Source organism: Pantoea ananatis LMG 2665 (genome assembly GCF_000710035.2).
GTDB classification, from domain to species: domain Bacteria; phylum Pseudomonadota; class Gammaproteobacteria; order Enterobacterales; family Enterobacteriaceae; genus Pantoea; species Pantoea ananatis.
Window position 1 is genome coordinate 333,986 of record NZ_JMJJ01000006.1, and the last position, 22,338, is coordinate 356,323.

At 56.2% G+C, this 22,338-nt stretch carries 22 protein-coding genes and 1 riboswitch; of the genes, 11 read left to right on the forward strand and 11 right to left on the reverse strand.

Annotated features, from left to right (window positions below; genetic code table 11):
• The first annotated feature begins 13 nt into the window (after positions 1-13).
• The 5 genes from EL29_RS15030 (at position 14) to EL29_RS15050 (ending at position 3,732) form a co-directional block, all read left to right on the forward strand.
• Positions 14-484 (forward strand): PTS sugar transporter subunit IIA, encoded by a 471-nt coding sequence (locus EL29_RS15030; protein ID WP_014594631.1) that lies wholly within the window; start codon positions 14-16, stop codon positions 482-484.
• A 22-nt stretch (positions 485-506) separates the two neighbouring features.
• Complete coding sequence (locus EL29_RS15035; RefSeq protein ID WP_013027232.1) at positions 507-821, forward strand: PTS fructose transporter subunit IIB; 315 nt, start codon at positions 507-509, stop codon at positions 819-821.
• Between the two features lie 11 nt (positions 822-832).
• Positions 833-1,924, forward strand: coding sequence for a PTS fructose transporter subunit IIC (locus EL29_RS15040; RefSeq protein ID WP_028715806.1), 1,092 nt, complete (start codon positions 833-835; stop codon positions 1,922-1,924).
• Positions 1,925-1,933: 9 nt separating this feature from the next.
• Entirely contained in the window at positions 1,934-2,785 is an 852-nt protein-coding gene (locus tag EL29_RS15045; RefSeq protein WP_028715807.1) for a class II fructose-bisphosphate aldolase, read from the forward strand.
• An 86-nt stretch (positions 2,786-2,871) separates the two neighbouring features.
• A complete protein-coding gene (locus tag EL29_RS15050) occupies positions 2,872-3,732 on the forward strand; it encodes a ketose-bisphosphate aldolase (RefSeq protein WP_028715808.1) in 861 nt (286 codons plus the stop codon).
• 327 nt (positions 3,733-4,059) lie between these two features.
• Here EL29_RS15050 and EL29_RS15055 read toward each other — a convergent pair whose 3' ends face one another.
• The gene (locus EL29_RS15055; protein WP_028715809.1) at positions 4,060-4,872 is read right to left on the reverse strand and encodes a transporter substrate-binding domain-containing protein; all 813 of its coding nucleotides are present in this window, start codon (positions 4,870-4,872) and stop codon (positions 4,060-4,062) included.
• Between the two features lie 113 nt (positions 4,873-4,985).
• Between EL29_RS15055 and EL29_RS15060 the strand changes: the two genes are divergently transcribed.
• Entirely contained in the window at positions 4,986-5,567 is a 582-nt protein-coding gene (locus EL29_RS15060; protein ID WP_015699497.1) for an NAD(P)H-dependent oxidoreductase, read from the forward strand.
• Positions 5,568-5,598: 31 nt separating this feature from the next.
• Positions 5,599-5,907: a putative quinol monooxygenase gene (locus tag EL29_RS15065; protein WP_013027237.1), complete on the forward strand. Its 309-nt coding sequence runs from the start codon at positions 5,599-5,601 to the stop codon at positions 5,905-5,907.
• Positions 5,908-5,967: 60 nt separating this feature from the next.
• Here the strand turns inward: EL29_RS15065 and parE are convergent, their stop codons facing one another.
• The 5 genes from parE to nudF are packed head-to-tail and all read right to left on the reverse strand — an operon-like array spanning position 5,968 to position 10,424.
• Positions 5,968-7,863: a DNA topoisomerase IV subunit B gene (gene parE, locus EL29_RS15070; protein ID WP_014594634.1), complete on the reverse strand. Its 1,896-nt coding sequence runs from the start codon at positions 7,861-7,863 to the stop codon at positions 5,968-5,970.
• Between the two features lie 48 nt (positions 7,864-7,911).
• Positions 7,912-8,493: an esterase YqiA gene (gene yqiA / locus EL29_RS15075; protein ID WP_013027239.1), complete on the reverse strand. Its 582-nt coding sequence runs from the start codon at positions 8,491-8,493 to the stop codon at positions 7,912-7,914.
• Between the two features lie 3 nt (positions 8,494-8,496).
• Positions 8,497-9,324: a 3',5'-cyclic-AMP phosphodiesterase gene (cpdA, locus tag EL29_RS15080; RefSeq protein WP_028715810.1), complete on the reverse strand. Its 828-nt coding sequence runs from the start codon at positions 9,322-9,324 to the stop codon at positions 8,497-8,499.
• Between the two features lie 42 nt (positions 9,325-9,366).
• The gene (locus tag EL29_RS15085) at positions 9,367-9,792 is read right to left on the reverse strand and encodes a DUF1249 family protein (protein WP_014605031.1); all 426 of its coding nucleotides are present in this window, start codon (positions 9,790-9,792) and stop codon (positions 9,367-9,369) included.
• Positions 9,789-10,424 carry an ADP-ribose diphosphatase gene (gene nudF / locus EL29_RS15090; RefSeq protein WP_028715811.1) on the reverse strand — a complete coding sequence of 212 codons (636 nt, stop codon included), beginning with the start codon at positions 10,422-10,424 and terminating at the stop codon, positions 9,789-9,791. The genes EL29_RS15085 and nudF overlap by 4 nt, the downstream gene beginning before the upstream one ends.
• A 211-nt stretch (positions 10,425-10,635) precedes the next feature.
• On the opposite strand from nudF, the gene tolC reads away from it, so the two are divergent.
• The 3 genes from tolC (at position 10,636) to EL29_RS15105 (ending at position 14,088) form a co-directional block, all read left to right on the forward strand.
• Entirely contained in the window at positions 10,636-12,105 is a 1,470-nt protein-coding gene (gene tolC, locus EL29_RS15095; protein WP_014605030.1) for an outer membrane channel protein TolC, read from the forward strand.
• A gap of 142 nt (positions 12,106-12,247) precedes the next feature.
• Positions 12,248-12,919 (forward strand): DUF1190 family protein, encoded by a 672-nt coding sequence (locus EL29_RS15100; protein ID WP_013027244.1) that lies wholly within the window; start codon positions 12,248-12,250, stop codon positions 12,917-12,919.
• An 8-nt stretch (positions 12,920-12,927) separates the two neighbouring features.
• The gene (locus EL29_RS15105) at positions 12,928-14,088 is read left to right on the forward strand and encodes a glutathionylspermidine synthase family protein (RefSeq protein WP_014594637.1); all 1,161 of its coding nucleotides are present in this window, start codon (positions 12,928-12,930) and stop codon (positions 14,086-14,088) included.
• A 38-nt stretch (positions 14,089-14,126) separates the two neighbouring features.
• Here EL29_RS15105 and ygiD read toward each other — a convergent pair whose 3' ends face one another.
• Together ygiD and ribB are read right to left on the reverse strand one after the other, a co-directional pair.
• Positions 14,127-14,909 (reverse strand): 4,5-DOPA-extradiol-dioxygenase, encoded by a 783-nt coding sequence (ygiD, locus tag EL29_RS15110; protein ID WP_019104845.1) that lies wholly within the window; start codon positions 14,907-14,909, stop codon positions 14,127-14,129.
• Positions 14,910-15,092: 183 nt separating this feature from the next.
• Entirely contained in the window at positions 15,093-15,749 is a 657-nt protein-coding gene (gene ribB / locus EL29_RS15115; RefSeq protein WP_013027247.1) for a 3,4-dihydroxy-2-butanone-4-phosphate synthase, read from the reverse strand.
• 112 nt (positions 15,750-15,861) lie between these two features.
• A riboswitch (FMN riboswitch) is annotated at positions 15,862-16,010 on the reverse strand.
• 171 nt (positions 16,011-16,181) lie between these two features.
• Here ribB and ubiK point away from each other — a divergent pair.
• Positions 16,182-16,514 (forward strand): ubiquinone biosynthesis accessory factor UbiK, encoded by a 333-nt coding sequence (gene ubiK, locus EL29_RS15120; RefSeq protein ID WP_013027248.1) that lies wholly within the window; start codon positions 16,182-16,184, stop codon positions 16,512-16,514.
• A 36-nt stretch (positions 16,515-16,550) separates the two neighbouring features.
• Here the strand turns inward: ubiK and hldE are convergent, their stop codons facing one another.
• From hldE to EL29_RS15135, 3 genes are all read right to left on the reverse strand, one after another.
• Positions 16,551-17,975, reverse strand: coding sequence for a bifunctional D-glycero-beta-D-manno-heptose-7-phosphate kinase/D-glycero-beta-D-manno-heptose 1-phosphate adenylyltransferase HldE (gene hldE, locus EL29_RS15125; protein WP_014605027.1), 1,425 nt, complete (start codon positions 17,973-17,975; stop codon positions 16,551-16,553).
• A 70-nt stretch (positions 17,976-18,045) separates the two neighbouring features.
• Positions 18,046-20,898: a bifunctional [glutamate--ammonia ligase]-adenylyl-L-tyrosine phosphorylase/[glutamate--ammonia-ligase] adenylyltransferase gene (gene glnE / locus EL29_RS15130; protein WP_014594639.1), complete on the reverse strand. Its 2,853-nt coding sequence runs from the start codon at positions 20,896-20,898 to the stop codon at positions 18,046-18,048.
• Positions 20,899-20,927: 29 nt separating this feature from the next.
• Positions 20,928-22,238, reverse strand: coding sequence for a CYTH domain-containing protein (locus EL29_RS15135; protein WP_028715812.1), 1,311 nt, complete (start codon positions 22,236-22,238; stop codon positions 20,928-20,930).
• Positions 22,239-22,338: the final 100 nt, after the last annotated feature.

Consider the following 22,338-nt stretch of genomic DNA (forward strand, 5'->3'; position numbering starts at 1 on the left):
TGAGGTCTGACTGATGGATATTTCTCGCATTCTTACGCCACGCCGCGTCAATCTCAACCTGCAAGCCAGCAGTAAAGAGGAGGCCATCATTGAACTGACCGATTTGCTGTTCAGTGACGGTGCGATTAGCGATAAACAGGCCTTTATCAAGGATGTCTGGCTACGCGAGGCAGAGGGTTCGACAGGGTTTGAAAATCACATTGCCATTCCCCACGGGAAATCGTCAGCCGTGAAACAGACCACGTTAGCCATTGGGCGCAGCCAGCAGGATATTCCCTGGGAAACGCTGGATGGCAGCCAGGTGCGCTGCATCATCCTGTTTGCCGTTCGCCTTGAAGATCAAAATACCCCCCATATTCGCCTGCTGTCCCAGGTGGCCAGTGCGCTGGCCGATGATGAGGTGATTGCGCAGTTGCTGGTGGAAAACGACCCCAGCGAAATCATTCGGCTGTTCAGTCAGTACGCCGAAACCGACCTCTGTTAATCCTACACGTCTGAGGTAGACCATGAACATTGTCTGTGTTGCCGCCTGCACGGCGGGTATCGCGCATACCTACATTGCGCGCGAAAAACTGATCAAGGGAGCCCATGCCCTTGGCCACACCATCCACGTGGAAACGCAGGGCACCATTGGTACTGAAAACGCCCTCGATACGGAAACCATCGCCGCCGCCGATGTCGTCATTCTGGCGGTGGATGTCAAGATCAACGGTGAGGAACGCTTTCGCGGCAAACCGATCGTCAGGGTGAAAACTGAAGTGGTGATCAAGTCGCCGATTAAGTTCCTGGAAAAAGTGGCGGATTCACTGGCGCGTGCCTGAGGAGATCCACAATGAACGATAACAAAAGACAGTACGGACAGGAGATCAAAGGTCATCTGTTGACGGGGATCTCCTGGATGATCCCGCTGATTGTCGCCGCCGGGATCTGTATCGCGCTGGGCCAGGTCATCGGTGGTCCGGACGTAGGCAAACATCCCGGCACGATTGCCTGGATGCTGAACCAGATGGGCGGCTGGGGCATGGGATTGATCGTGCCGTTGATTAGCGCCGCCATCGCCTACTCGATTGCCGACAGGCCGGGCTTTGCGCCTGGCTTAATCGTGGGCTTTATTTGCGGCCAGATCGGCACGGGTTTTATCGGCGGCATCCTTGGCGGCTTCCTGGTGGGTTATACGGTGATTCTGTTGCGCCGCAGCATTCGGCTGCCGCAGTCGATGCAGGGCCTGATGCCGATCATGGTGTTACCGGTGCTGAGCACCATTATCGCCGGGCTTTTGATGATGACCTTCATCGGCCAGCCCATCGTCTGGTTGCAGAAGGCGCTGATTGCGCTGTTGGAATCCATGCAGGGCGGTTCGAAGTTCGTTATGGGCGCCATTCTGGGGGCGATGGCCACCTTCGACTTTGGCGGGCCGGTCAATAAAACCATGTCGCTGTTCGCGGATGGCATGCTGGTCGACGGCATTTACGGACCGGAAGCAGTCAAATTTGTCGGTTCGATGATCCCGCCCTTTGGTATCACCCTTTCCTGGCTGTTAACCCGCCATAAGTACACCCGCGCGGAAAAAGAGGCGCTGAAGGCGGCCTTTCCCATGGGGATCTGCATGATCACTGAAGGTGTGATCCCGATTGCCGCCCGCGATCTGCTTCGTGTCGTCGGCAGCTGTGTGGTGGCTTCCGCCGTCGCCGGCGGGCTGATTATGGTCTGGGGCGTCGAAGCGCCTGTGCCTCACGGCGGCATGTTCGTAGTGCCCCTCTTCACCAAACCCTGGCTGTTCTGCCTGGCGCTCGGTATCGGCAGCACGATCTGTGGCGTGATGCTATCGCTGCTGAAAAAGCCGGTGACCGAAGCCGACGAAGAGTTTGACGACGTGGAAGACCACAGCGTTCGTGAAGACGACATTAAATTCACACTGGAATAAGGAGTGCGTATGTACGCGGCAATGAACGACCTGATCGCACGGGCTGCCCGTAACCAGTATGCGGTACTGGCCATCAACTGTTTCAATCTGGAGAGCGCACGTGCGGCAGTGAAGGCGGCGGAGGAGCAACGCGCGCCCCTGATCCTGAATGTTTATCAGGGTCACAGCCGCCATTTCCCGCCCGCTGTCGCCGTGCCCTTGGTTCAGGCGCTGGCAGCGAATGCCAGCGTGCCGATCGCGCTGGCGCTTGACCACGGAAAAGCCTTTCCGCTGATTGGACAGGCCTTTCGCGCCGGGTTTACCGGACTGATGATCGATGCCTCCTCCGAGCCGCTGGCAGAAAATATCCGCCAGACGGCAAAAGTGGTCGAGATGGCGCATACCGCCGGGGTTTGTGTGGAGGGCGAACTGGGGCATATCGCCGATGCCCCAACCTATGCGCTGGCAGACGCTGCGGTGAAAATGACCCAGGTGGCGGACGTGGTGCCCTTTCTGCAACAAACGGGCATCGATCTGTTAGCGGTGTCGGTTGGGACCGCGCACGGGCTCTATCCCGCTGGCGTCAAACCGCAAATCGACTTTCAGCGTCTGGCTGCGCTGCATGGGGTTTCGCCGGTTCCCCTGGCGCTGCACGGCGGCAGCGGCACGCCAGCCGACGATATTCGACGCGTCAGTCAGCACGGCGTCGCCAAGATTAACGTTGGCGCGGCGGTCTTTGATGCAGGCAAGCAGGCGCTCCATCAGGCGCTTAAGCAGCATCCCGCTGCTGAGCTGCCTGATCTGCTGGCGCTGATGGAGGCCGCCTGCTGCGAAGTCGTACATGACTATCTGAGCTGTTCCGGCTCCGCTAATCAGATCTGATTTTTTTCTGCTGTAACCCGGTGCGCGTCTCTGAACGTCAGCGCAGGGCATCCCTTTGTCGTAAAACAAGCTGAGGAAGATTTAACATGTTGATTTCAATGAAAGAGATGTTAAGCCCCACCCGCCAACACCGCTTTGCTATAGGCGCATTTAACGTGGCCGACAGCTGTTTTATCCGCGCGGTGGTGGAAGAAGCCGAAGCCACAAAAACTCCGGCCATTATCTCTATTCATCCCAGCGAACTGGCGTTCGTGACGGATGCGTTTTTTGGCTATGTTCGGGAGCGCACCCTGAAAAGTACCGTGCCCTTTACCCTGCATCTGGATCATGGTGCTTCGGTTGCCCACGTGCTGCGCGCTATTCAGTGTGGCTTTACATCGGTCATGATTGACGGCTCGCTGCTGCCCTATGAAGAAAACGTGGCGCTGACCAAAGAGGTAGTGAAGCTGGCGCACGCGGTGGGCGTATCTGTCGAGGGCGAACTGGGGACCATTGGCGATACCGGCACCTCGGTAGAGGGCGGCGTCAGTAAAGTGATTTACACCGATCCCGCGCAGGCGGAAGACTTTGTGCAGCGCACCGGCGTGGATACTTTAGCGGTGGCAATAGGCACGGCGCACGGTATCTATCCCAAAGATATGAAGCCCGAACTGCAAATGCATATTCTGCGGGATATCTCGCAACGCGTTTCCATTCCGCTGGTCTTGCACGGCGGTTCGGCGAATCCCGATGCCGAAGTGGCGGAGGCGGTTACGCTGGGCGTCGGTAAAATCAATATCTCCAGCGATATGAAATATGCCTATTTCCAGAAGGTGCGCGAAGTCTTAACCCGCGAAACCTGGTGGGATCCAAACTTGATTTATCCTGAAGCGATTGAGGCGGCCAAGGCGGTCATTCGCTACAAAATGAACTTGTTTGGCGGACTGGGAAAAGCCTCGCTGTATTGAGTACTTAAGGGTAAAAATGTGTGGTTGGTGTTCCGTGCGGTTCCCACCGCCACGGTATCGGATCTGACATCCTCGCACCGCTAACGCGGTGCCTTCGCGGCGTTCGTCAGCCTGACGAACCAGCGGAGACGGTACTTCCTGTACCGGCTCCGCTTTTTGCCCGCGTCCTGCGGGCAAATTCTGGCTTCCTCGCTTTGCTCAGCGCTGCGAATTGTCTGTTCCGCTCCCGTGGCGGTGGGCACAGTGACGCATGTGCGCCGTTTCGGACGGCTATCTGCAGTTTTGAAGCCCGGCGTTAACACATCAGATAAACCCCCTGCTTTCTCCTTACTTCATCACACCCATCCACTGCTGGGCGATCTGCGCATATTCCCCGGTCGCGGTGCTCAGGTGCAGCCACTGATCGATATACTGCTTCCAGCTCATATCATCACGCGGAATCATGTAAGCTTTTTCACCGTACTGCAGCGGTTTATCCGGGTTGAGCGCACACAGGGAAGGAAAGCGTTTTTGCTGATACAGCGCCTCTGAGGCATCGGTGATCATCACATCGGCTTTATTGTCCACCAGCTGCTGGAAGATGGTCACATTATCGTGAAACAGCGTTAACGCAGCCTGAGGTAAGTGGCTGTGAACAAACGCCTCGTTCGTGCCCCCTGCTGGCTCAACCAGACGCACGCTGGGCTGGTTCATCTGTTCGACCGTCTGGTACTTCGCCTTATCGGCGCATCGCACCAGCGGAATTTTACCGTCCACGCCTAACGGCTGCGCAAACCAGGCCGTTTGCTGGCGCTTCAGCGTGACCGATACGCCACCCAAGGCGATATCGCACTGCTTCGCGATAAAGTCCTGCATCAGGGTTTTCCAGGTGGTGGGTACCCATTGCACCTTCGCCCCCAGTGACGCGGCCAGGGATTCAGCCATGCTGATATCCAGCCCTTCATAGCTGCCATCCGCTTTCAGGAAGCTGTAAGGTTTGTAGTCCCCGGTAGTACAGACTTTCAGAGTTTTGGTGTTAAGAACGCTGTCCAGACGCGACTGGGCCTGAGCGCCGCCAGCCACCAGCAGTAACGTGATTACGAGTGTTTTTTTCATCATTGTATTTTTTTCGGCAGTGAGTTTGCGCTGGTATGGTGACATAACCTCGGGGGTTATTGCGCTATTCGCAAAAGTGTTGTGATCATTCTCGCATTTTTCTCCCGCCCGCCACGGCCTAAGCTACCCCCCATTGACGCATACGGGAGACAAGCTTAATGAGTAACATTTTAATTATCGATGGCGGTAAAACCTTCGCCCATTCGAAAGGCGAGCTGAATCATACGCTGACCGAGGTGGCCGCCAGCCAGCTGCGTGATCTGGGCCATGAGGTCACGATCACCGTTGCCGACCACGCGTATGTTGTGGCCGATGAGGTGCAAAAATATCTCGACAGTGACGTGGTGATTTATCAAATGCCGGGCTGGTGGATGGGTGAACCCTGGACCGTGAAACGTTACATCGATGAGGTTTTCACCGACGGCCACGGTAAGCTGTATGCCAGCGATGGCCGCACCCGTGCCGACGGCGCAAAAAAATATGGCTCAGGCGGACTGATTCAGGGCAAAAAATATATGCTGTCCCTGACCTGGAACGCACCACTGGAGGCCTTTACCGACCCTGAGCAGTTCTTTGAAGGCGTGGGCGTTGACGGACTTTATCTGCATTTCCATAAGGCGAATCAGTTCCTGGGCATGGAAGCATTGCCGACCTTTATCTGCAACGACGTGATGAAACAGCCGGATGTTCCACGTGATATTGCACGTTATCGCACGCACCTCCGCGAGATTTTTGCTTAAATAGATGTTCACCCAGAAAGAGGAAACGTGAATGTTAACCGTCGTTGCTGAAATTTGTGTTAAGCCAGGCTGTCGCCAGAAAGTACTGGATGCGTTTCACCAGGTGATCCCTACCGTGCTGGAAGAAGAAGGCTGCCATCAGTACAGCCCTCTGGTCGATCACCAGGCGCAGGTGCCCTGGAAACACAATTCACCTGATTCGATTTTTATGCTGGAGCAGTGGGAAACCCTGCGCCATCTTGATCAGCATCAGCAGATGCCGCATATGGAAGCCCATCGTACGGCGATTAAAGACTATGTGACTGACGTGAAAATTCTGGTGCTGGAGCCGGGTAAATAATCCTGGCGGAACACGCACAAAAAAAGCCCCGTTCAGGGGCTTTTTCCATCAGGCTGCGGATTACACTTCAATATCCGCTTTATCGCCTTTTTCCTGCAGCCAGTTACGACGATCTTCGGATCGCTTTTTCGCCAGCAGCATATCCATTACCCGCAAAGTCTGTTCAATGTCATCGTCACTGACGGTGAGCTGCACCAGACGGCGCGTGTTGGGATCGAGCGTGGTTTCGCGCAGCTGCAGCGGGTTCATTTCACCCAGCCCTTTAAAGCGCTGCACGTTTGGCTTGCCCTTCTTGCGCTTCAACTGCTCCAGTACGCCCTCTTTCTCGTCTTCATCCAGCGCGTAATACACTTCTTTGCCCAGATCGATGCGATACAGCGGCGGCATGGCGACATAGACGTGGCCATTTTTTACCAGGGTGCGGAAGTGCTTCACAAACAGCGCACACAGCAATGTGGCGATGTGCAGCCCATCCGAGTCCGCATCAGCAAGGATACAGATTTTGCCGTAGCGCAGCTGTGAGAGATCTTCGCTATCGGGATCGATACCGATCGCCACCGAAATATCGTGCACCTCCTGCGAGGCCAGCACTTCATCGGACGAGACTTCCCACGTATTGAGGATCTTACCTTTAAGCGGCATGATCGCCTGATATTCGCGATCGCGCGCCTGCTTGGCCGATCCGCCCGCCGAATCCCCTTCCACCAGGAAGAGTTCGGTTTTATTCAGATCCTGCGCGGTGCAGTCTGCCAGCTTACCTGGTAGTGCCGGGCCGCTGGTCAGTTTTTTACGCACCACTTTTTTGGCTGCGCGCATACGGCGCTGGGCGCTGGAGATCGCCAGCTCCGCCAGCTGTTCTGCCGCCTGCACGTTCTGATTCAGCCACAGGCTAAAGGCATCTTTTACTACGGCAGACACAAAGGCGGCGCACTGGCGCGAGGATAAACGCTCTTTTGTCTGGCCTGCAAACTGCGGATCCTGCATTTTCACTGACAGCACATAGGCGCAGCGATCCCAGATATCCTCTGCGGACAGTTTGACGCCGCGCGGCAGAATATTGCGGTATTCACAAAACTCACGCATGGCATCCAGCAATCCCTGACGCAGACCGTTGACATGGGTACCGCCCTGCATGGTGGGAATCAGGTTCACATAGCTTTCGGTCAGCAGCTCACCGCCTTCCGGCAGCCACAGTAATGCCCAGTCCACCGCTTCGATATCACCGGCAAAGGTTCCGACGAAGGGCTTCTCTGGCAGGGTTGGCAGGCCGTTGACGGCTTCGCACAGGTAATCCGTCAGACCATCTTCGTAGCACCAGCGCTGTTCGGTATTGTTCAGCTTGTCTTTGAAGACAATTTCCACCCCTGGACACAGCACGGCTTTCGCCTTAAGCAGGTGTGATAAGCGGGACACCGAGAAGCGCGGGCTGTCAAAGAAGTGCTCATCCGGCCAGAAATGGACGCTGGTGCCGGTGTTGCGCTTCGCAACCGTGCCCGTGACGGTCAGATCCTGCACTTTTTCACCGTTTTCGAAGGCGATACTGTAGATCTCACCATTACGCCGCACGTTGACCTCAACACGTTTAGAGAGGGCATTGACCACCGAAATGCCGACGCCGTGCAGGCCACCGGAAAACTGGTAGTTTTTATTAGAGAATTTCCCCCCCGCGTGCAGCCGGCACAGGATGAGCTCAACGGCCGGGACGCCTTCTTCCGGATGGATATCCACCGGCATGCCGCGTCCGTCGTCAGTCACTTCTAACGACTGATCGGCATGTAAAATCACTTCTACGCGCCTGGCATGGCCCGCCAGTGCCTCATCGACACTGTTATCAATCACTTCCTGACCCAAGTGGTTAGGGCGCGTCGTATCGGTATACATTCCCGGGCGACGGCGAACCGGCTCAAGGCCAGTCAGGACCTCAATGTCACCCGCATTATAGCTTGATTGACTCATGGTAACTGTCTGATTAGAAGAAGAAAATGGTTGCGATTTCCGCGTTACTCAAGCGTGATTCAGGCCCAGAAAGTCCAGAATTTGCGGGAAATGGCGTTCGAATCCAGTAAATGCATGATTTCCGCCCTCTTCCACCGTATGACGGCACGCGCTGTAGTAGTCGAGCGCCTGGCGGTAATCGAGCACTTCATCGCCGGTTTGTTGCAGCAACCACAACAAATCAGGTGCTTCCAGCGGTTCAATCTGCATCACTTTCAGATCGTAAATGTGGCGAGACTCTAACACATATTGCTGACCGGTGTAGGGATTCTGATTCTCCCCTAAAAAATCCACCAGCAACTCGAACGGCCGCACGGCAGGGTTGACGACCACTGCAGGCAACATAAAGCACTGGGACAGCCACGTCGCGTAGTAACCGCCCAGCGAGGAGCCCACCAGGCCCATTTCACGCCCGCTGTGACTTAACACGATGTCTTCCAGCATCGCCGCGGCCTCGGCCGGAAAAGTGGGAAGCTGCGGCACAATCATCTCTATGTCGGGATGATTGTGACTCAGCCACTGTTTGAACAGCGTCGCTTTCGCTGAGCGCGGGGAGCTGTTAAAGCCGTGCAGGTAAAGCAGCGCCTTCATCCGTCAGTATCCTTCGGCATCAAGATCGGGGCAAAACGCCTGAGTGCTGAGCCGGTTCACTTCTGTATCAAGCTGACCGTCATTGTGCAGCGTAAACCAGCGCCAGCCTGGCGCAAGGGTATCAATGGTAAAGCTGGTGCAGTGCGGTTTGAACTGCACGCAGGTGGAAGGCGTGGCCAGCACGCGGCGACCGTGCCACTCCACATCCATTTCCTGATGGATATGGCCGCACACCAGTGTCTTTGCCAGCGGATAGTGCTGTAACACGGCATCAAGCTGATGGGGATTGCGCAAACTGTGTTGATCAAGCCAGGTGCAGCCTGAAGCAAGCGGATGGTGGTGCAGCAGCACCAGCGTATGACGCAGGGGAAAGCGCGCGAGGGCGTTATCAAGCCAGTCGAGCTGATAGTCGCTTAACATGCCATGAGGCACGCCGAAGACCTGACTGTCCAGCAGCACGACCTGCCAGTGTTCGCCCACCAGCACATGCTTGTGCGCGTTGATGCCGGCTCTGGCCAGCGTATCCACCATTGCGGGCTGGAAATCATGATTACCCGGCAGCCAGACGCAGGGTTTTGGCAGGCGCGAAATGCCCTCAACAAAATGCTGATAGGCTTCGACCGAGTGATCCTGAGAGAGATCGCCGGTGGCCACAATGAGATCATAGTCGCGCTGTTGTGCGATGATCGCATCCAGCACGGCGTCATAACTCGACCAGGTATTCACTCCCAGCAGCGATTCGTGTTTTCCTGCGAACAAATGCGTGTCCGTCACTTGCAGAATCCGCACCCCAGATTCTGTTGCCGCAGGAAGAGTTAGCAGGCTATCCAAAGCGTTTCCTTCGTCTCTACGCCGTTCAATGCATTATACGTATCAGCAAGCCGGTACTGCCATGGCGCCATGCGTCAGACAGTAGCGTAACCAGTCAGCGAGGAACTGATTGATTTGATGCTTTTCATCACGCTGATTCATCTTTTTATTCGGGTAATCATAACGCGCTTTAAACCGATAGATCTGCTGTGTTGAACACACTTCAGCGACCATGGCGTCATGATACAGCCTGACAGACATGGAAGGCAGGCTCCAGTAACTCACCGCCGGTGCCGTCTGGCGAATTTCAACCAGAGTAGTGTAACGTGTTGATTCTTCTATTGTTAACTGATAGCGGGCGCCGCTCACCTGATAGCTAACCGATGCGCCTGCCTCGTCATCGCGCGGGAGCAGACGGCGTAACTGGGCGAAATTGGTTTCGCACAGCCGCATCATCTCGGGGAAATCAGGGATATAGCGCTGTTTCATTTTTGCGTCCACTCTTCTCGAAGTTCTTTATGGTGCAGTGCCAGCCATTGCAAGGTGATGACAGATGCCGCGTTATCAATAATCCCCTGTTCCACCCAGTGGTAAGCCTGTTCACGGCTTACGACATGCACAAGAATATCCTCATTCTCTTCCTCCAGGCCATGGCATCCTGTTGCCAGGCCGGCATCCACTTCTCCCACCATAACTGATAAACGTTCGCTGGTGCCGCCCGGGCTGGCAAGATAGTTCAACACGGGCTTCACCCGGCCAACGGTCAGACCGGCTTCTTCTGATGCTTCACGGCGTCCCACCTGTTCCGGAGTTTCACCGGGTTCAATAATGCCCGCAATCATTTCCAGCAGCCAGGGCGTGGGGCTGCAGTCGAAGGCCGGAATGCGGATCTGCTCAATCAGCACCACTTCATCACGGATGGGATCATAAGGTAGCAGGACGGCAGCATGGCCGCGCTCAAAAACTTCACGCGTCACTTCTCCGCTCATGCCGCCTTTAAACAGACGATGGCGAAAACGGTAGCGAACGATGGAAAAAAAACCGTCGTAGGCCGTTTCACGTGCAATAATTTCTACATCATTTTTTGTGAAAGTCACAGGTGATGTTTTATTGTCCTTCATCGTTTGGTTCCTTTTGCAGATTGGGATGACACAGATAAAACACAAGCCCGGGCACTATCTAAACAGTCATTACAGAGTTATTTACCTGAAACACGCAAATATGGCACGTTCAGCCACCTTATCTCACAGTTGCCCTCTGCTAGAATCTGCGATAATTTTTGGCTTACCGGCGGCACTATCATTGCGATTTGCTGCAACAAAAGGAATGCAAATGAAAAAACTGCTCCCATTATTTATTGGGCTGAGCCTGGGCGGTTTCAGCGTCGCCAGTCAGGCAGAAAACCTGCTTCAGGTTTACCAACAAGCGCGTTTAAGCAACCCGGACCTGCGGAGCTCCGCTGCCACTCGCGATGCTGCGTTTGAGAAAATCAACGAAGCGCGCAGCCCTTTATTACCACAACTGGGTTTGGGTGCAGATTACAGCTATGCAAATGGCTATCGTGATAGTAGCGGTATTCATTCCAACACGACCAGTGGCACACTGCAATTGACGCAAACCATTTTCGACATGTCAAAATGGCGCGCGCTGACCCTGCAGGAAAAAACCGCAGGTATTCAGGACGTCACCTATCAGGTTGCCCAGCAGGATTTGATTCTGAATACCGCGACGGCCTATTTCAACGTGCTGAAAGCCATTGATACGCTTTCTTACGTCGAAGCACAGAAGATGTCCATCTACCGCGAGCTGGATCAAACCACTCAACGCTTTAACGTGGGCCTGGTGGCCATTACCGACGTGCAGAACGCCCGCGCCCAGTATGACAGCGTGCTGGCCAATGAAGTCACGGCGCGTAACAATCTGGATAACTCGGTGGAGTCTCTGCGTCAGATCACCGGCATGGACTATCTGGCACTGGCCTCACTGAACATCGATCGCTTTAAAACCACCAAACCTGATGACGTTAACGCGCTGCTCAAGCAGGCAGAAAGCCGTAACCTTAATCTGCTTTCTGCCCGCCTAAATCAGGATTTAGCTCGTGAACAGATTCGTTCTGCGGAATCAGGCCACCTGCCAACGCTCGATCTGACCGCGTCTACCGGTCTGTCTAACAGCAAATACGGCGGAAGCCGCGCTGAACAGAGTGCAAACTCAACAGACTCGATTACAGGAAACAGTAAAGTCGGCCTGAGCTTCACGCTTCCGCTTTACAGCGGTGGCAGCGTGACCTCACAGGTGAAGCAGGCGCAATATAACTTTGTCAGCGCCAGCGAACAGCTGGAGGCGGCTCACCGCTCTGCGGTTCAGACGGTCCGTTCTTCTTACAACAACGTGAATGCGTCCGCGAGCAGCATTGCGGCGTACAAGCAAGCCGTGGTCTCTGCGCAGAGTTCATTAGACGCCATGGAAGCCGGTTATCAGGTCGGTACGCGTACCATCGTTGACGTGTTGAACGCCACCTCAACCCTGTATAACGCGAAACAGCAGTTGTCCGATGCACGTTACAGCTATCTGATTAATCAGCTAAATATCAGCTATGCGCTGGGCACGCTGAACGAGCAGAGTCTGGGCATTCTCAACAGCCAGTTAGGCAAAGAGATCTCCACCTCACCGGAAACCGTTCAGCCCCAGAACGTTCAGCAGGTACTGGGTGAAGATCACATCGCGAGTTCTTCTGAAACCGCGACGGCGCCAGTGCGCCCGGCCGCCCATAAAAGCAGCCGTAACCCTTTCGCTAACTGATCGCCCTGCGGGCCGCTTTGCGGCCCGCTTCTCTTAAAAACGTATAACTAAGTAAAGATCCCCGTCCTGCCTGGCCGTTAGCTTCATTTCTCGCCACTCATCCCCTATTCTATGCGCTACCTTTGGGCACAGGATATTTATAATGAAACGGACTAAAACGATCCGCTATGCCGCCTTTCGTAAGAGCTGGCAAGCAAGACACTTAACGCCTGTTGCTATCGCTGTATCAGCGGTATTTATGCTGGCAGGCTGTGAACAAAACGACGAAACCGTCTCGCTCTATCAGAACGCCGATGATTGTACGAAAGCCAATCCCGGCCAGAGTGCGCAATGCACCACCGCGTTTAACAACGCCAAAAAGGAAGCGGAACGCACCGCACCGAAATACGCCACACGTGAAGACTGCGTGGCAGAATTTGGTGAAAACCAGTGTCAGCAGGCGCCTGCACAGGCTGGCGTGGGCAGCACTAATGCCGAGTCGCAGCAAAGCGGCAGCTTCTGGATGCCGCTGATGGCGGGCTATATGATGGGCCGCATGATGGGCGGCGGCGCGGGTTTTGCGCAGCAGCCGCTGTTCTCACCTAAAACGCCAAACAGCCCGGCTAACGGTCAGTTCGTTGATGCGTCCGGCCGTAACTATGGTAACGCCACCTCCGGTAAAACCATGACGGTTCCTAAAACCGCCATGGCGCCTAAACCGACCACCACCTCAACGATTACGCGGGGTGGCTTTGGTGAAACGGTCGCGAAGCAAAACAGCATGCAGCGTAGCAGCAGCGCGTCCGGCACCTCCAGCCGTTCGCTGGGAGGCTAACCCCGCTTATGCAACGCATCGCGATTTCAGAGCGCCCGGGCTGGCGGGAAAAAGCCACGGAGTTTGGTTTTCGTTTTCACACCATGCACGGTGAGCCCTACTGGTGTGAAGAGGCTTACTATCAGTTCACGCTGGCGCAGATTGATTATCTTGAGGACGTCACCGCCGAGCTTCATCAGATGTGCCTGCAGGTCGTGGAAAAAGTGGTGAACAGCGAAGCGCTGCTCACCAAATTTCGCATTCCTAAGCATACCTGGGACTTCGTGCGTGATTCATGGCAACAGCGTCAGCCCTCGCTTTATTCGCGTCTCGACCTCGCATGGGACGGCAAAAGCGATGCCAAACTGCTGGAGAACAACGCCGACACGCCGACGTCGCTGTATGAGGCGGCGTTTTTCCAGTGGCTGTGGCTCGAAGACCAGCTCAATGCCGGTCAGCTGCCGCAGGGCAGCGATCAATTCAACAGCCTGCAAGAGAAACTCATTGAACGCTTTACGGTGCTTCATCAGCAACAGGGGTTTAACTGGCTGCATTTCGCCTGCTGTCGTGATACCGATGAAGATCGTGGGACGGTGCAATACTTGCAGGACTGCGCCACGGAAGCCGGACTGCCGAGCGAATTTCTCTACATTGATGAGATAGGGCTGGGGGAAAAGGGCCAGTTTACTGACGCCCAGGATCAGGTCATCAGTAATCTGTTTAAGCTTTATCCGTGGGAATTCATGCTGCGCGAGATGTTTTCTACCAAGCTGGCCGATGCGGGCGTACGCTGGCTGGAGCCGGCATGGAAGAGCATCCTGTCAAACAAAGCGTTGCTGCCGCTGCTGTGGGAGATGTTCCCCAATCACCCTAACCTGTTGCCCGCCTGGTTTGCCGAAGACGATGTGCCACCGATGGAGAAATACGTGGTTAAGCCGCTGTTCTCGCGCGAAGGGGCCAACATTCGTATTGTGGAAAACGGCAAAGAGATCGCCCGTGTGGACGGTCCTTACGGCGAAGAAGGCATGATCGTCCAGCAGTTCCATCCGCTGCCGAAATTTGGCGACAGCTATACCCTGATTGGTAGCTGGTTGATTGACGATCAGCCTGCGGGCATCGGCCTGCGCGAAGATCGCGACCTGATCACCCAGGATCTTTCGCGTTTCTATCCGCACGCGTTTATCGAGTAGCGCTTTCCTCCAGGCCAGCACGCTGGCCTGGTTTCCCGCTAGCCGACCTGTACCGACAGCATACTGATTGCGCCCATTTCCATACCTTCAACAGGGACGGTTACGGCCTCACCTGGCTGACGGGACCCCAGCACGTACAGCAACGGCAGGAAGTGCTCCGGCGTGGGATTGGATAACGCCGCATCCGGATGCTGCATAAAATTCACCAACGGATGTGCATCCGCCTCAGCCTGAACCGCCAGATTATCGCGCACATAGTCGTTAAATCCGGTCGCCCAGTCATAAGCGTTTCCGCCGCCCCACAGCACCTTACGCAGGTTGTGTACCACATTGCCGCTGGCGACGATCATCACGCCGCGATCGCGCAAGGCAGACAGTTTTTGCCCTATTTCAAAATGCCAGGCCGCAGGCTTGCCGCTGTCGATACTAAGCTGGACTACCGGAATATCCGCCTCAGGATACATTTTAATGAGTACGCCCCACGAGCCGTGATCGAATCCCCATGCATGATCCTGATGAACCGGCACGGGCGATAAAATCTCAGCAATTTCATTTGCCAGTTCAGGCGAACCCGGTGCGGGATAGCGGGTATCAAAAAGCGCCTGCGGAAAACCGCCAAAGTCATGAATGGTGCGCGGGTTTTCCATCGCTGTGACCGCCGTTCCCTGGGTATACCAGTGAGCCGAAATGGCCAGGATGGCCCGCGGTCGTGGCAGCGTGGCACCGGCTTTACGCCAGGCTTCGGTGTAACGGTTTTCTTCTAACGCATTCATCGGGCTGCCGTGTCCCAAAAACAGTGCTGGCATACGTAACTGGCTCATAGCGATCCTTAATGTGTTCACTCTATGAGCACTACGATACGCTGTTTGCAGGGGTTATCACGCGGATAAGCATGATGTTCTCTGTCAGGAAATTTGAACGAAAGAGATGGGTCAGATAAGCAGGATGGATGGGGGAAGAGGTAAAGCAATCAGGCCAGTATTTCTGGCCTGACAGTAAGCCGCTTAGCTGGCCTGACGCGTTTCGTGCTCGCGACGATAGGCAACCAGATCTTCGATCGTCACGACCGGCATCGCATGCTGTTTAGCGAACAGGATCACTTCAGGCGCATGCGCCATAGAGCCGTCGTCGTTGGTCAGTTCACACAGGACGCCTGCAGGTTTAAAGCCCGCCAGCGTGACCAGATCGATGGTCGCTTCAGTATGACCGCCGCGGGTCAGAACACCACCATCATGGGCACGCAGGGGAAAAACGTGGCCCGGACGGTTCAGATCTTCGGGTTTGGCGTTATCGGCAATCGCCGTGCGAATGGTTGTGATGCGATCCTGCGCGGATACGCCGGTGGTGACGCCCTTCGCCGCTTCGATGGTCACGGTAAACCCTGTGCCATAGGCGCTGGTGTTGTTTTCCACCATCATCGGTAATGCCAGCTGCTGGCGGCGTTCTTCGGTCAGGCAGAGGCATACGATACCGCTGCCGTGGCGAATGGTGAGAGCCATCTGCTCGACGGTCATGGTTTCGGCAGCGAAAATCATATCGCCTTCGTTTTCACGATCTTCATCGTCGAGCACCATCACACCGCGTCCTTCACGGAGTGCGGCGATAGCACGTTCTACACGCTGTTTCGGCGTGCCAAATTCAGAAAGTAGAGTCTGATTCATGGTAATAAAACCTTTTAAATGTATTGGGTTACCAGAATCAGGGCAAGCTTAGGAGTGACGCCGTGTATAGACGTAGCAATGACGCAAAACAGACATAATGCCTGACAGATGTCGTTACCCTCTCCCATCCGGACTTTAACCGTCGGCCCCGGAATTTCACCGGATCTGCTGACCTTCACCATCACAGTGAAGCGCTCGCGGGCTGTCAGCCTGGGCTGATTTACCGCCGGTGGGGAATTTCGCCCCGCCCTGAGAATAAGCGTTTTAACTATAACGCTTCCTATTCGGGGCGGCAATCCACAAAGCCATTATTGCTTTAGCATTTTTTGCGCTAAGGATTTCAGGTTTAACCTTTTCAATTCAGGCATTACACTTAAGTGACTCTAGCGTTGGTACAATGCTGCCATAGCAACCCGTAACCAGGAAACCATCATGATCGACACGAAAAAAATTGAACAAATGGCCCGTCAGGTTCATGACGCGCTGCCGAAGGGAGTTCGTGAATTTGGCGATGATGTCGAGAAGAAAATCCGGCAGACGCTGCAGGCACAAATGACCCGCATGGATCTGGTCAACCGTGAAGAGTTTGATGTCCAGACTCAGGTTTTACTGCGTACGCGTGAAAAACTGGCGGCGCTGGAACAGCGTCTCGCTCAGCTGGAAAGCAAGAGTTCAGCGTCTGCCGCGCCCGCTGCCACCAGCACACCTGGCCCGGCACCGGCCATCGTGCCAGCCGCACATCCTGCTGACAAACCGGCTAAATAAAGGGCGGGCGGGAGCCCGGGCTCCCGCCGCCATGACTCAGTCGCCGCGAATGGTTTTGATGATATTGGTGGTCGAGATGCCATCTTCAAAGTTCAGCACCCGCACGTCACCGCCATTGGCCCAGACTTCCTGGCTGCCCGCGATATCTTCCGGTTTGTAATCCCCGCCTTTTACCAACAGATCGGGCAATACGCTGGCGATTAAGCGCTGTGGCGTGTCTTCTTCAAACAGCACGACCCAGTCCACCGCTTCCAGCGCACCCAGCACGATCATACGGTTTTCCTGCGGGTTCACCGGACGGCTGTCGCCTTTGAGGCGTTTGGTGGACGCATCGCTGTTTACCGCGACAATCAGGCGATCGCCCAGCTTGCGCGCGTTGGCAAGGTAGGAAACATGGCCGGCATGCAGAATGTCGAAGACGCCGTTGGTCATCACCACTTTTTCGCCGCGCTGACGCGCCATGGCGACGGCCTCTTTCAGCTCGGATTCAGTCATGATGCCAAAACCGCGCTCTGGACGCGCACGAATGGCGTTTTCCAGCTCCACGATGCTGACGGTTGATGTCCCCAACTTCCCAACCACCACGCCTGCAGCGGCGTTAGCCAGGAAGCAGGCTTCTTCCAGCGAATCCCCTGCGGCTAAGGCAGCGGCCAGCACGCCAATGACGGTATCCCCGGCGCCGGTCACGTCAAACACTTCCTGCGCCTGGGTCGGCAAATGCAGGGGCGCTTTACCCGGCTGCAGCAGCGACATGCCGTTTTCAGACCGCGTGACCAGCAGGGCGGAAAGGTCGCAGTCGGCGATCAGCTTCATGCCACGTTCCACAATCTCATTCTCTGTCTTGCATTTGCCCACCACGGCTTCGAACTCAGACAGGTTGGGCGTCAGCAGCGTCGCCCCGCGGTAGCGCGCAAAATCCGTGCCTTTCGGATCGATTAACACCGGTACATTCGCCTCGCGTGCCAGCGCGATCATCTGCTGAACGCTGTCCAGTGCGCCTTTGCCGTAATCCGACAGCACCACCGCACCGCTACGGGACAGTGACTGGCGCATTTTTTCGTGCATCGGGGCGGCGTCCACCTGCTCAAATCCCTCTTCGAAGTCCAGACGGATGAGCTGTTGGTTGCGAGAGAGGACGCGCAGTTTGGTAATGGTGGGATGGCTTTTTAAGGTGACAAAATCGCAGTCAACACGAACATCCTTCAGCGTTTTACTCAGTACCTGAGCCGCATCGTCTTCCCCGGTCAGTCCGATCAGACGGGAACCCGCCCCCAGCGCAGCAATGTTCATTGCCACGTTAGCGGCGCCGCCTGGGCGTTCTTCAACGGTTTCCACCTTGACCACCGGCACCGGCGCTTCAGGCGAAATACGGCTGGTGGGGCCGTACCAGTAACGATCCAACATGACATCGCCAACGACCAGCACCGAGGCCTGGCCGAACGCGGGCAGAGTAACTTTCATTCCAGACACTCCAGACTGCATTCAAAATAGTGCGCGGATGATAACACAGTTGCGACAGGTGCTATCAGCATCACGCCGTGAGAGAGTGTGGTGACTGTAGCCATCGCTGCCAGCTGGTGTTCACCGACTCTTTTTCCTGCGCAAAGGCGTCAGGTTCAACATGCCCGGGCTGCTCCTGAAGCGCCAGATGATGCAGCGCATCGCGCAGCGTGACATAAGCATGCGTGAGCGCTGCCGCTTCCTCGTCAGACATTTTGTGGTGGATTGCCATCCGTTCAAAAATCCGCACATTGTCTGACCAGCGCGTCAGGTCGGGCTGCTCCGCCGCATAGCGCAGCACCAGGTACTGGGCGATGAATTCAATATCCGTAATGCCGCCTTCGTCCGTTTTGATCTCCCAGCGGCCCTTGTGCTTGTTGCTCAGGTGCGCGCGCATTTTGTCACGCATCTCTCTGACTTCCGTTTGCAACGCTGCTGCATCGCGCGGCAGACAGAGGATCGCACGGCGAATGGCGCTAAAACGCGCGCTCAGATCGGGCTCACCGAACACCACGCGGGCGCGGACCAGCGCCTGATGCTCCCACGTCCAGGCTTCGTTGCGCTGATAGTCGTCGAAGGCTTCAAAAGTACTGACCAGCATGCCAGCCGCGCCCGAAGGCCGCAGTCGCGCATCCACTTCGTACAAAATGCCGGACGACGTACGGGTGCTGAACAGATGCATGATGCGCTGCGCCAGCCGCAGGTAAAACTGCCGTCCGTCTATGCTGCGCTCGCCCTGCGTGACGGCTTCCATCGGGCAGTCGTGCAGGAAAACCAGATCGAGATCGGAGCTGTAGCCCAGTTCCCATCCGCCCAGCTTGCCATAGCCCAATACCGTGAAGCCCCGCTCGTGTTCATGCACAAGGTGTGACGGTCGGCCATAGCGCTGCACCATCATATTCCATGCCTGCTGCACCACCGATTCGATAATGGCCTCGGCCAGCCAGGTTAAGTGATCGCTCACTTTCATCACCGGCAGCGTTCCCGCAATATCCGCCGCCGCGATGCGTAATAACTGTGCCTGTTTAAACTGGCGTAATGCTTCAAGCTGCTGCTCTTCATCATCCGCAGGAATGCGCATCAGGTACTGACGCAGCTCATCCCGGTAGGCATCCGTAGCGGTTGGCTGATAGAGCGTGGCGGGATCAAGCAGCTCATCCAGTAACAGCGGATAACGTGCCAGCTGGCTGGCCACCATCGGTGAGGCTGCGCAAAGACGAATCAGGTGACGCAACGCGCCGTGATACTCGGTGAGCAGCTCAAGGTAGGTACTGCGGGTCAGAACGCTCAGCAGCAACGGCGCCAGGCGACTGAAGGTCACCGCGGCATCGCTGCGTGAACAGACTTCACTCAGCAGTTGAGGCATCAGCTGATCCAGCGCCTGACGGCCGCGCGGGCCGATAGTGCGGTGACCGATATCCTGGCGAAACGCTTCCAGCGCCTGATTAAGAGCATGACACTGCGTGGTATCCAGTTGTGGCACCAGCGGGGCCAGCTCAGTGTCCTCCAGGCTGTCGTGCCACAGCATGTTAAAGTCGGCCAGTTCGGGGCGATCGCCCACATCCGGCGTATCCTCACCGATTAACTCATCGAAGATGGCACGCACGGCGGCCATATGCGTTTCCAGCCGGGCGCTCAGCGCAGCCCAGTCATCACAGCCCATCGCCCACGCCAGCCGGGCGCGGGGTAACGCCTCTTCCGGCAGCGTTTGCGTTTGTTCGTCCGCCAGACTTTGCAACAGGTTTTCCAGCCGACGCAGAAACAGATAAGCCGCGCGCAATGCCGCAACCTGCTCGGGTGGCAGTAAGGCCAGAGATTCAATAGCAGACAGCGTAGGTATCAAGGCCCGGAGCTGAAGCGAGCGCTCACGTCCGCCACGAATCAACTGAAAAACCTGCACGATAAATTCTGTTTCGCGAATCCCGCCTGCGCCCAGTTTGATGTTGTTTTTCAGCCCGCGGCGACGCACTTCACGCGCGATCATCGCTTTCATATTGCGTAACGACTGGATGACGCTGAAATCGATGTAGCGGCGATAAACAAAGGGCCGCAGCATCTGCTGCAGTTCCTGGCTCCAGCGATCCTGCTCATCGCCCATCAGCCGCGCCTTCACCATGGCGTAGCGCTCCCAGTCGCGGCCCTGCTCCTGGTAATAATCTTCCAGGGCGGCAAAGCTCATGACCAGCGGCCCGCTGTCGCCAAACGGGCGCAGGCGCATATCGACCCGGTAAACAAAGCCGTCGGCCGTGGGCTGATCGAGTACTTTGATCAGACGCTGGCCCATGCGGGTAAAAAACTGCGCATTGTCGAGTTCGCGGCGACCGCCGCGCGTGGTGCCGTTTTCCGGCCAGGCAAAAATCAGATCGATATCGGAGGAGAAATTCAGCTCGCCGCCGCCCAGCTTGCCCATTCCGAGGATCAGCAGCGGCTGTGGTTCACCCGCGGCATTGCAGGGCGTGCCGAATTCGCGACAGCAGTCCTGATAAACCCAGTGGCGCGCGGCGTCGATCAGCACCTCGGCTAATACGCTCAGCTGCTGCAGCGTCTGCTCTGTCGTGGCAAGCTGCAAGCACTGCATCCAGGCAATGCGAACCAGCATGCGGCGGCGAAACAGGCGCAGCACGCGCATCAGGCTGGCTTCACTGTCCACTGCCGCCATGTCTCTGCCCAGCCACTGCGTATACTGCTGCCACTCGTCGGCCACGGGTGACTGTGCGGCAATCTCCTGCCACCAGTGCGGATTCTGCTGCAGGTTATCCAGCACAAAGTCGCTGAAGGCCAGACCGGCAAGCTGCGCCTCGCTGAGAGCGGTATCCGCAAGACCGAGCTGTTCAACTGCCCGCGCGGCCTGGGTGCGCAATACGGTGGGTAAGGATGGCAACATGTTCTCTCCCTGATAGCGTGCTGTATGACTTAGCGTGGCGAACCGCTGGTTAACCAAAAGGGTGACTGTTTCATCGCCTGCGCCGTTAACCAGTCCAGGCTGGCGTGCTGCTGTTCCCTGATTGCGCGCTGCAGCTGCTGCCACGGCGCCAGCCAGTCGTGAACGGCATCCGGCGAGTAAGCGCCCGCCAGCAAATGCACCGCCAGCAGCTGTCGATCCAGACGCGTGGCCTTGTCCTGATACTCATTCACCTGATGGACGGTGCTGAAGGTTTCTTTCAGATCGGCATTGATGCGGCCCAGCATGATATCGCCAAAGCGTTTAAAGGAACCGTTGAGCTTAGTTTGCCCCTTTTCATCAATCCACTGCCGCCAGTGCGCCTCGGCTAACCAGTGAGTAAGTGCTAACTGGGCCTCTACCGAGAGAGCCGAAAAACAGAAGCTGTCGGCATCGACATCTTCATTTAGCAGCGTTTCTTCCAGCGTGGTCAGCTTCTGACGCAGCTCGCTACTGGCCTTGCGCGGGACTACCGCCCCAAACAGCGCAAACGCCTGACGCAGAACATCCAGCGCCTCACGAACCGCTTCTCTGGCGCGCTTATTGCCACGCAGCCACACTTCTTCATGATATTGCCAGTGGTGAAGGCCTGCCGCCATGGCCGCCGTCATGCCCTCTTCCACCGTGGCTTTCGCCCCGGCTTTTAACAGCGGAAAGGCGGTTACCTCACGCGAGGGATTACCTTTGGCTAACTGATAGCCGCGCGCCGCCTTGCTCAGGCTGCCCATCCGCAGGTCGCCCACGGCCACTAACTGCTGAGCAAACGTCAGCAACTCGCTGCGCTGGCCACCTTTTAGCTCAAGCTCAACCTCTGACAAAGGTTCGCTCAACTCTCCCGCCGTCACGTCGCCCCGATCGCAGGCAATTTCTATTTCACTACTGCCCGCCGTGACTACCCAGATCTCTCGTTCAAAATGGGTACTGAACAGCGGCTGCAGGCGCTGCTGTAGCGCTGCTACATCCGTTCCTTCCGGCCAGATGTCTGCGGGCAGACGGCTGATGTCCAGCGTTGGCTCAGTGAGGTCAACGTTGTATTCGCCGCGCTGATGTAGCCCACCCAGCGTTTTGCCGGCGGTTTTCAGCGTCATTTCGTAGCGTTGATCAACGCCCCGAATGCGCAATCCCATATTCCAACGACGTAACTGATTATCGTCGGTTTCAAAATAGATATTGGTCAGCTGACGGGCAGCCTGGTGCTGATGCGGAAACGCCGCCAGCCGTTCTGCCAGTTTCCCGGCAGCATTGGGTTTAGCAATGAACTTAAGTTCGATTTCGATGGTCATATTTTTTTATTCACTAACGCCGCTGGCACTTAAGGATATATTCCCTGCCTGTTTAAGGTTATCTTCTGCTGCATCCACTGAGCTGAAGGTTAGGGTTTTC

Excerpts from the sequence above, each read along its gene's own strand:
- EL29_RS15135 (WP_028715812.1), bottom strand. The coding sequence starts at position 22,238 with ATGACCATCGAAATCGAACTTAAGTTCATTGCTAAACCCAATGCTGCC.
- glnE (WP_014594639.1), bottom strand. The coding sequence starts at position 20,898 with ATGTTGCCATCCTTACCCACCGTATTGCGCACCCAGGCCGCGCGGGCA.
- yqiA (WP_013027239.1), bottom strand. The coding sequence starts at position 8,493 with ATGAAGGCGCTGCTTTACCTGCACGGCTTTAACAGCTCCCCGCGCTCA.
- nudF (WP_028715811.1), bottom strand. The coding sequence starts at position 10,424 with ATGAAGGACAATAAAACATCACCTGTGACTTTCACAAAAAATGATGTA.
- EL29_RS15030 (WP_014594631.1), top strand. The coding sequence starts at position 14 with ATGGATATTTCTCGCATTCTTACGCCACGCCGCGTCAATCTCAACCTG.
- parE (WP_014594634.1), bottom strand. The coding sequence starts at position 7,863 with ATGAGTCAATCAAGCTATAATGCGGGTGACATTGAGGTCCTGACTGGC.
- EL29_RS15105 (WP_014594637.1), top strand. The coding sequence starts at position 12,928 with ATGCAACGCATCGCGATTTCAGAGCGCCCGGGCTGGCGGGAAAAAGCC.
- tolC (WP_014605030.1), top strand. The coding sequence starts at position 10,636 with ATGAAAAAACTGCTCCCATTATTTATTGGGCTGAGCCTGGGCGGTTTC.
- ygiD (WP_019104845.1), bottom strand. The coding sequence starts at position 14,909 with ATGAGCCAGTTACGTATGCCAGCACTGTTTTTGGGACACGGCAGCCCG.
- EL29_RS15060 (WP_015699497.1), top strand. The coding sequence starts at position 4,986 with ATGAGTAACATTTTAATTATCGATGGCGGTAAAACCTTCGCCCATTCG.
- EL29_RS15100 (WP_013027244.1), top strand. The coding sequence starts at position 12,248 with ATGAAACGGACTAAAACGATCCGCTATGCCGCCTTTCGTAAGAGCTGG.
- EL29_RS15055 (WP_028715809.1), bottom strand. The coding sequence starts at position 4,872 with ATGTCACCATACCAGCGCAAACTCACTGCCGAAAAAAATACAATGATG.
- EL29_RS15085 (WP_014605031.1), bottom strand. The coding sequence starts at position 9,792 with ATGAAACAGCGCTATATCCCTGATTTCCCCGAGATGATGCGGCTGTGC.
- ribB (WP_013027247.1), bottom strand. The coding sequence starts at position 15,749 with ATGAATCAGACTCTACTTTCTGAATTTGGCACGCCGAAACAGCGTGTA.
- EL29_RS15040 (WP_028715806.1), top strand. The coding sequence starts at position 833 with ATGAACGATAACAAAAGACAGTACGGACAGGAGATCAAAGGTCATCTG.
- hldE (WP_014605027.1), bottom strand. The coding sequence starts at position 17,975 with ATGAAAGTTACTCTGCCCGCGTTCGGCCAGGCCTCGGTGCTGGTCGTT.
- ubiK (WP_013027248.1), top strand. The coding sequence starts at position 16,182 with ATGATCGACACGAAAAAAATTGAACAAATGGCCCGTCAGGTTCATGAC.
- EL29_RS15045 (WP_028715807.1), top strand. The coding sequence starts at position 1,934 with ATGTACGCGGCAATGAACGACCTGATCGCACGGGCTGCCCGTAACCAG.
- EL29_RS15035 (WP_013027232.1), top strand. The coding sequence starts at position 507 with ATGAACATTGTCTGTGTTGCCGCCTGCACGGCGGGTATCGCGCATACC.
- EL29_RS15065 (WP_013027237.1), top strand. The coding sequence starts at position 5,599 with ATGTTAACCGTCGTTGCTGAAATTTGTGTTAAGCCAGGCTGTCGCCAG.
- EL29_RS15050 (WP_028715808.1), top strand. The coding sequence starts at position 2,872 with ATGTTGATTTCAATGAAAGAGATGTTAAGCCCCACCCGCCAACACCGC.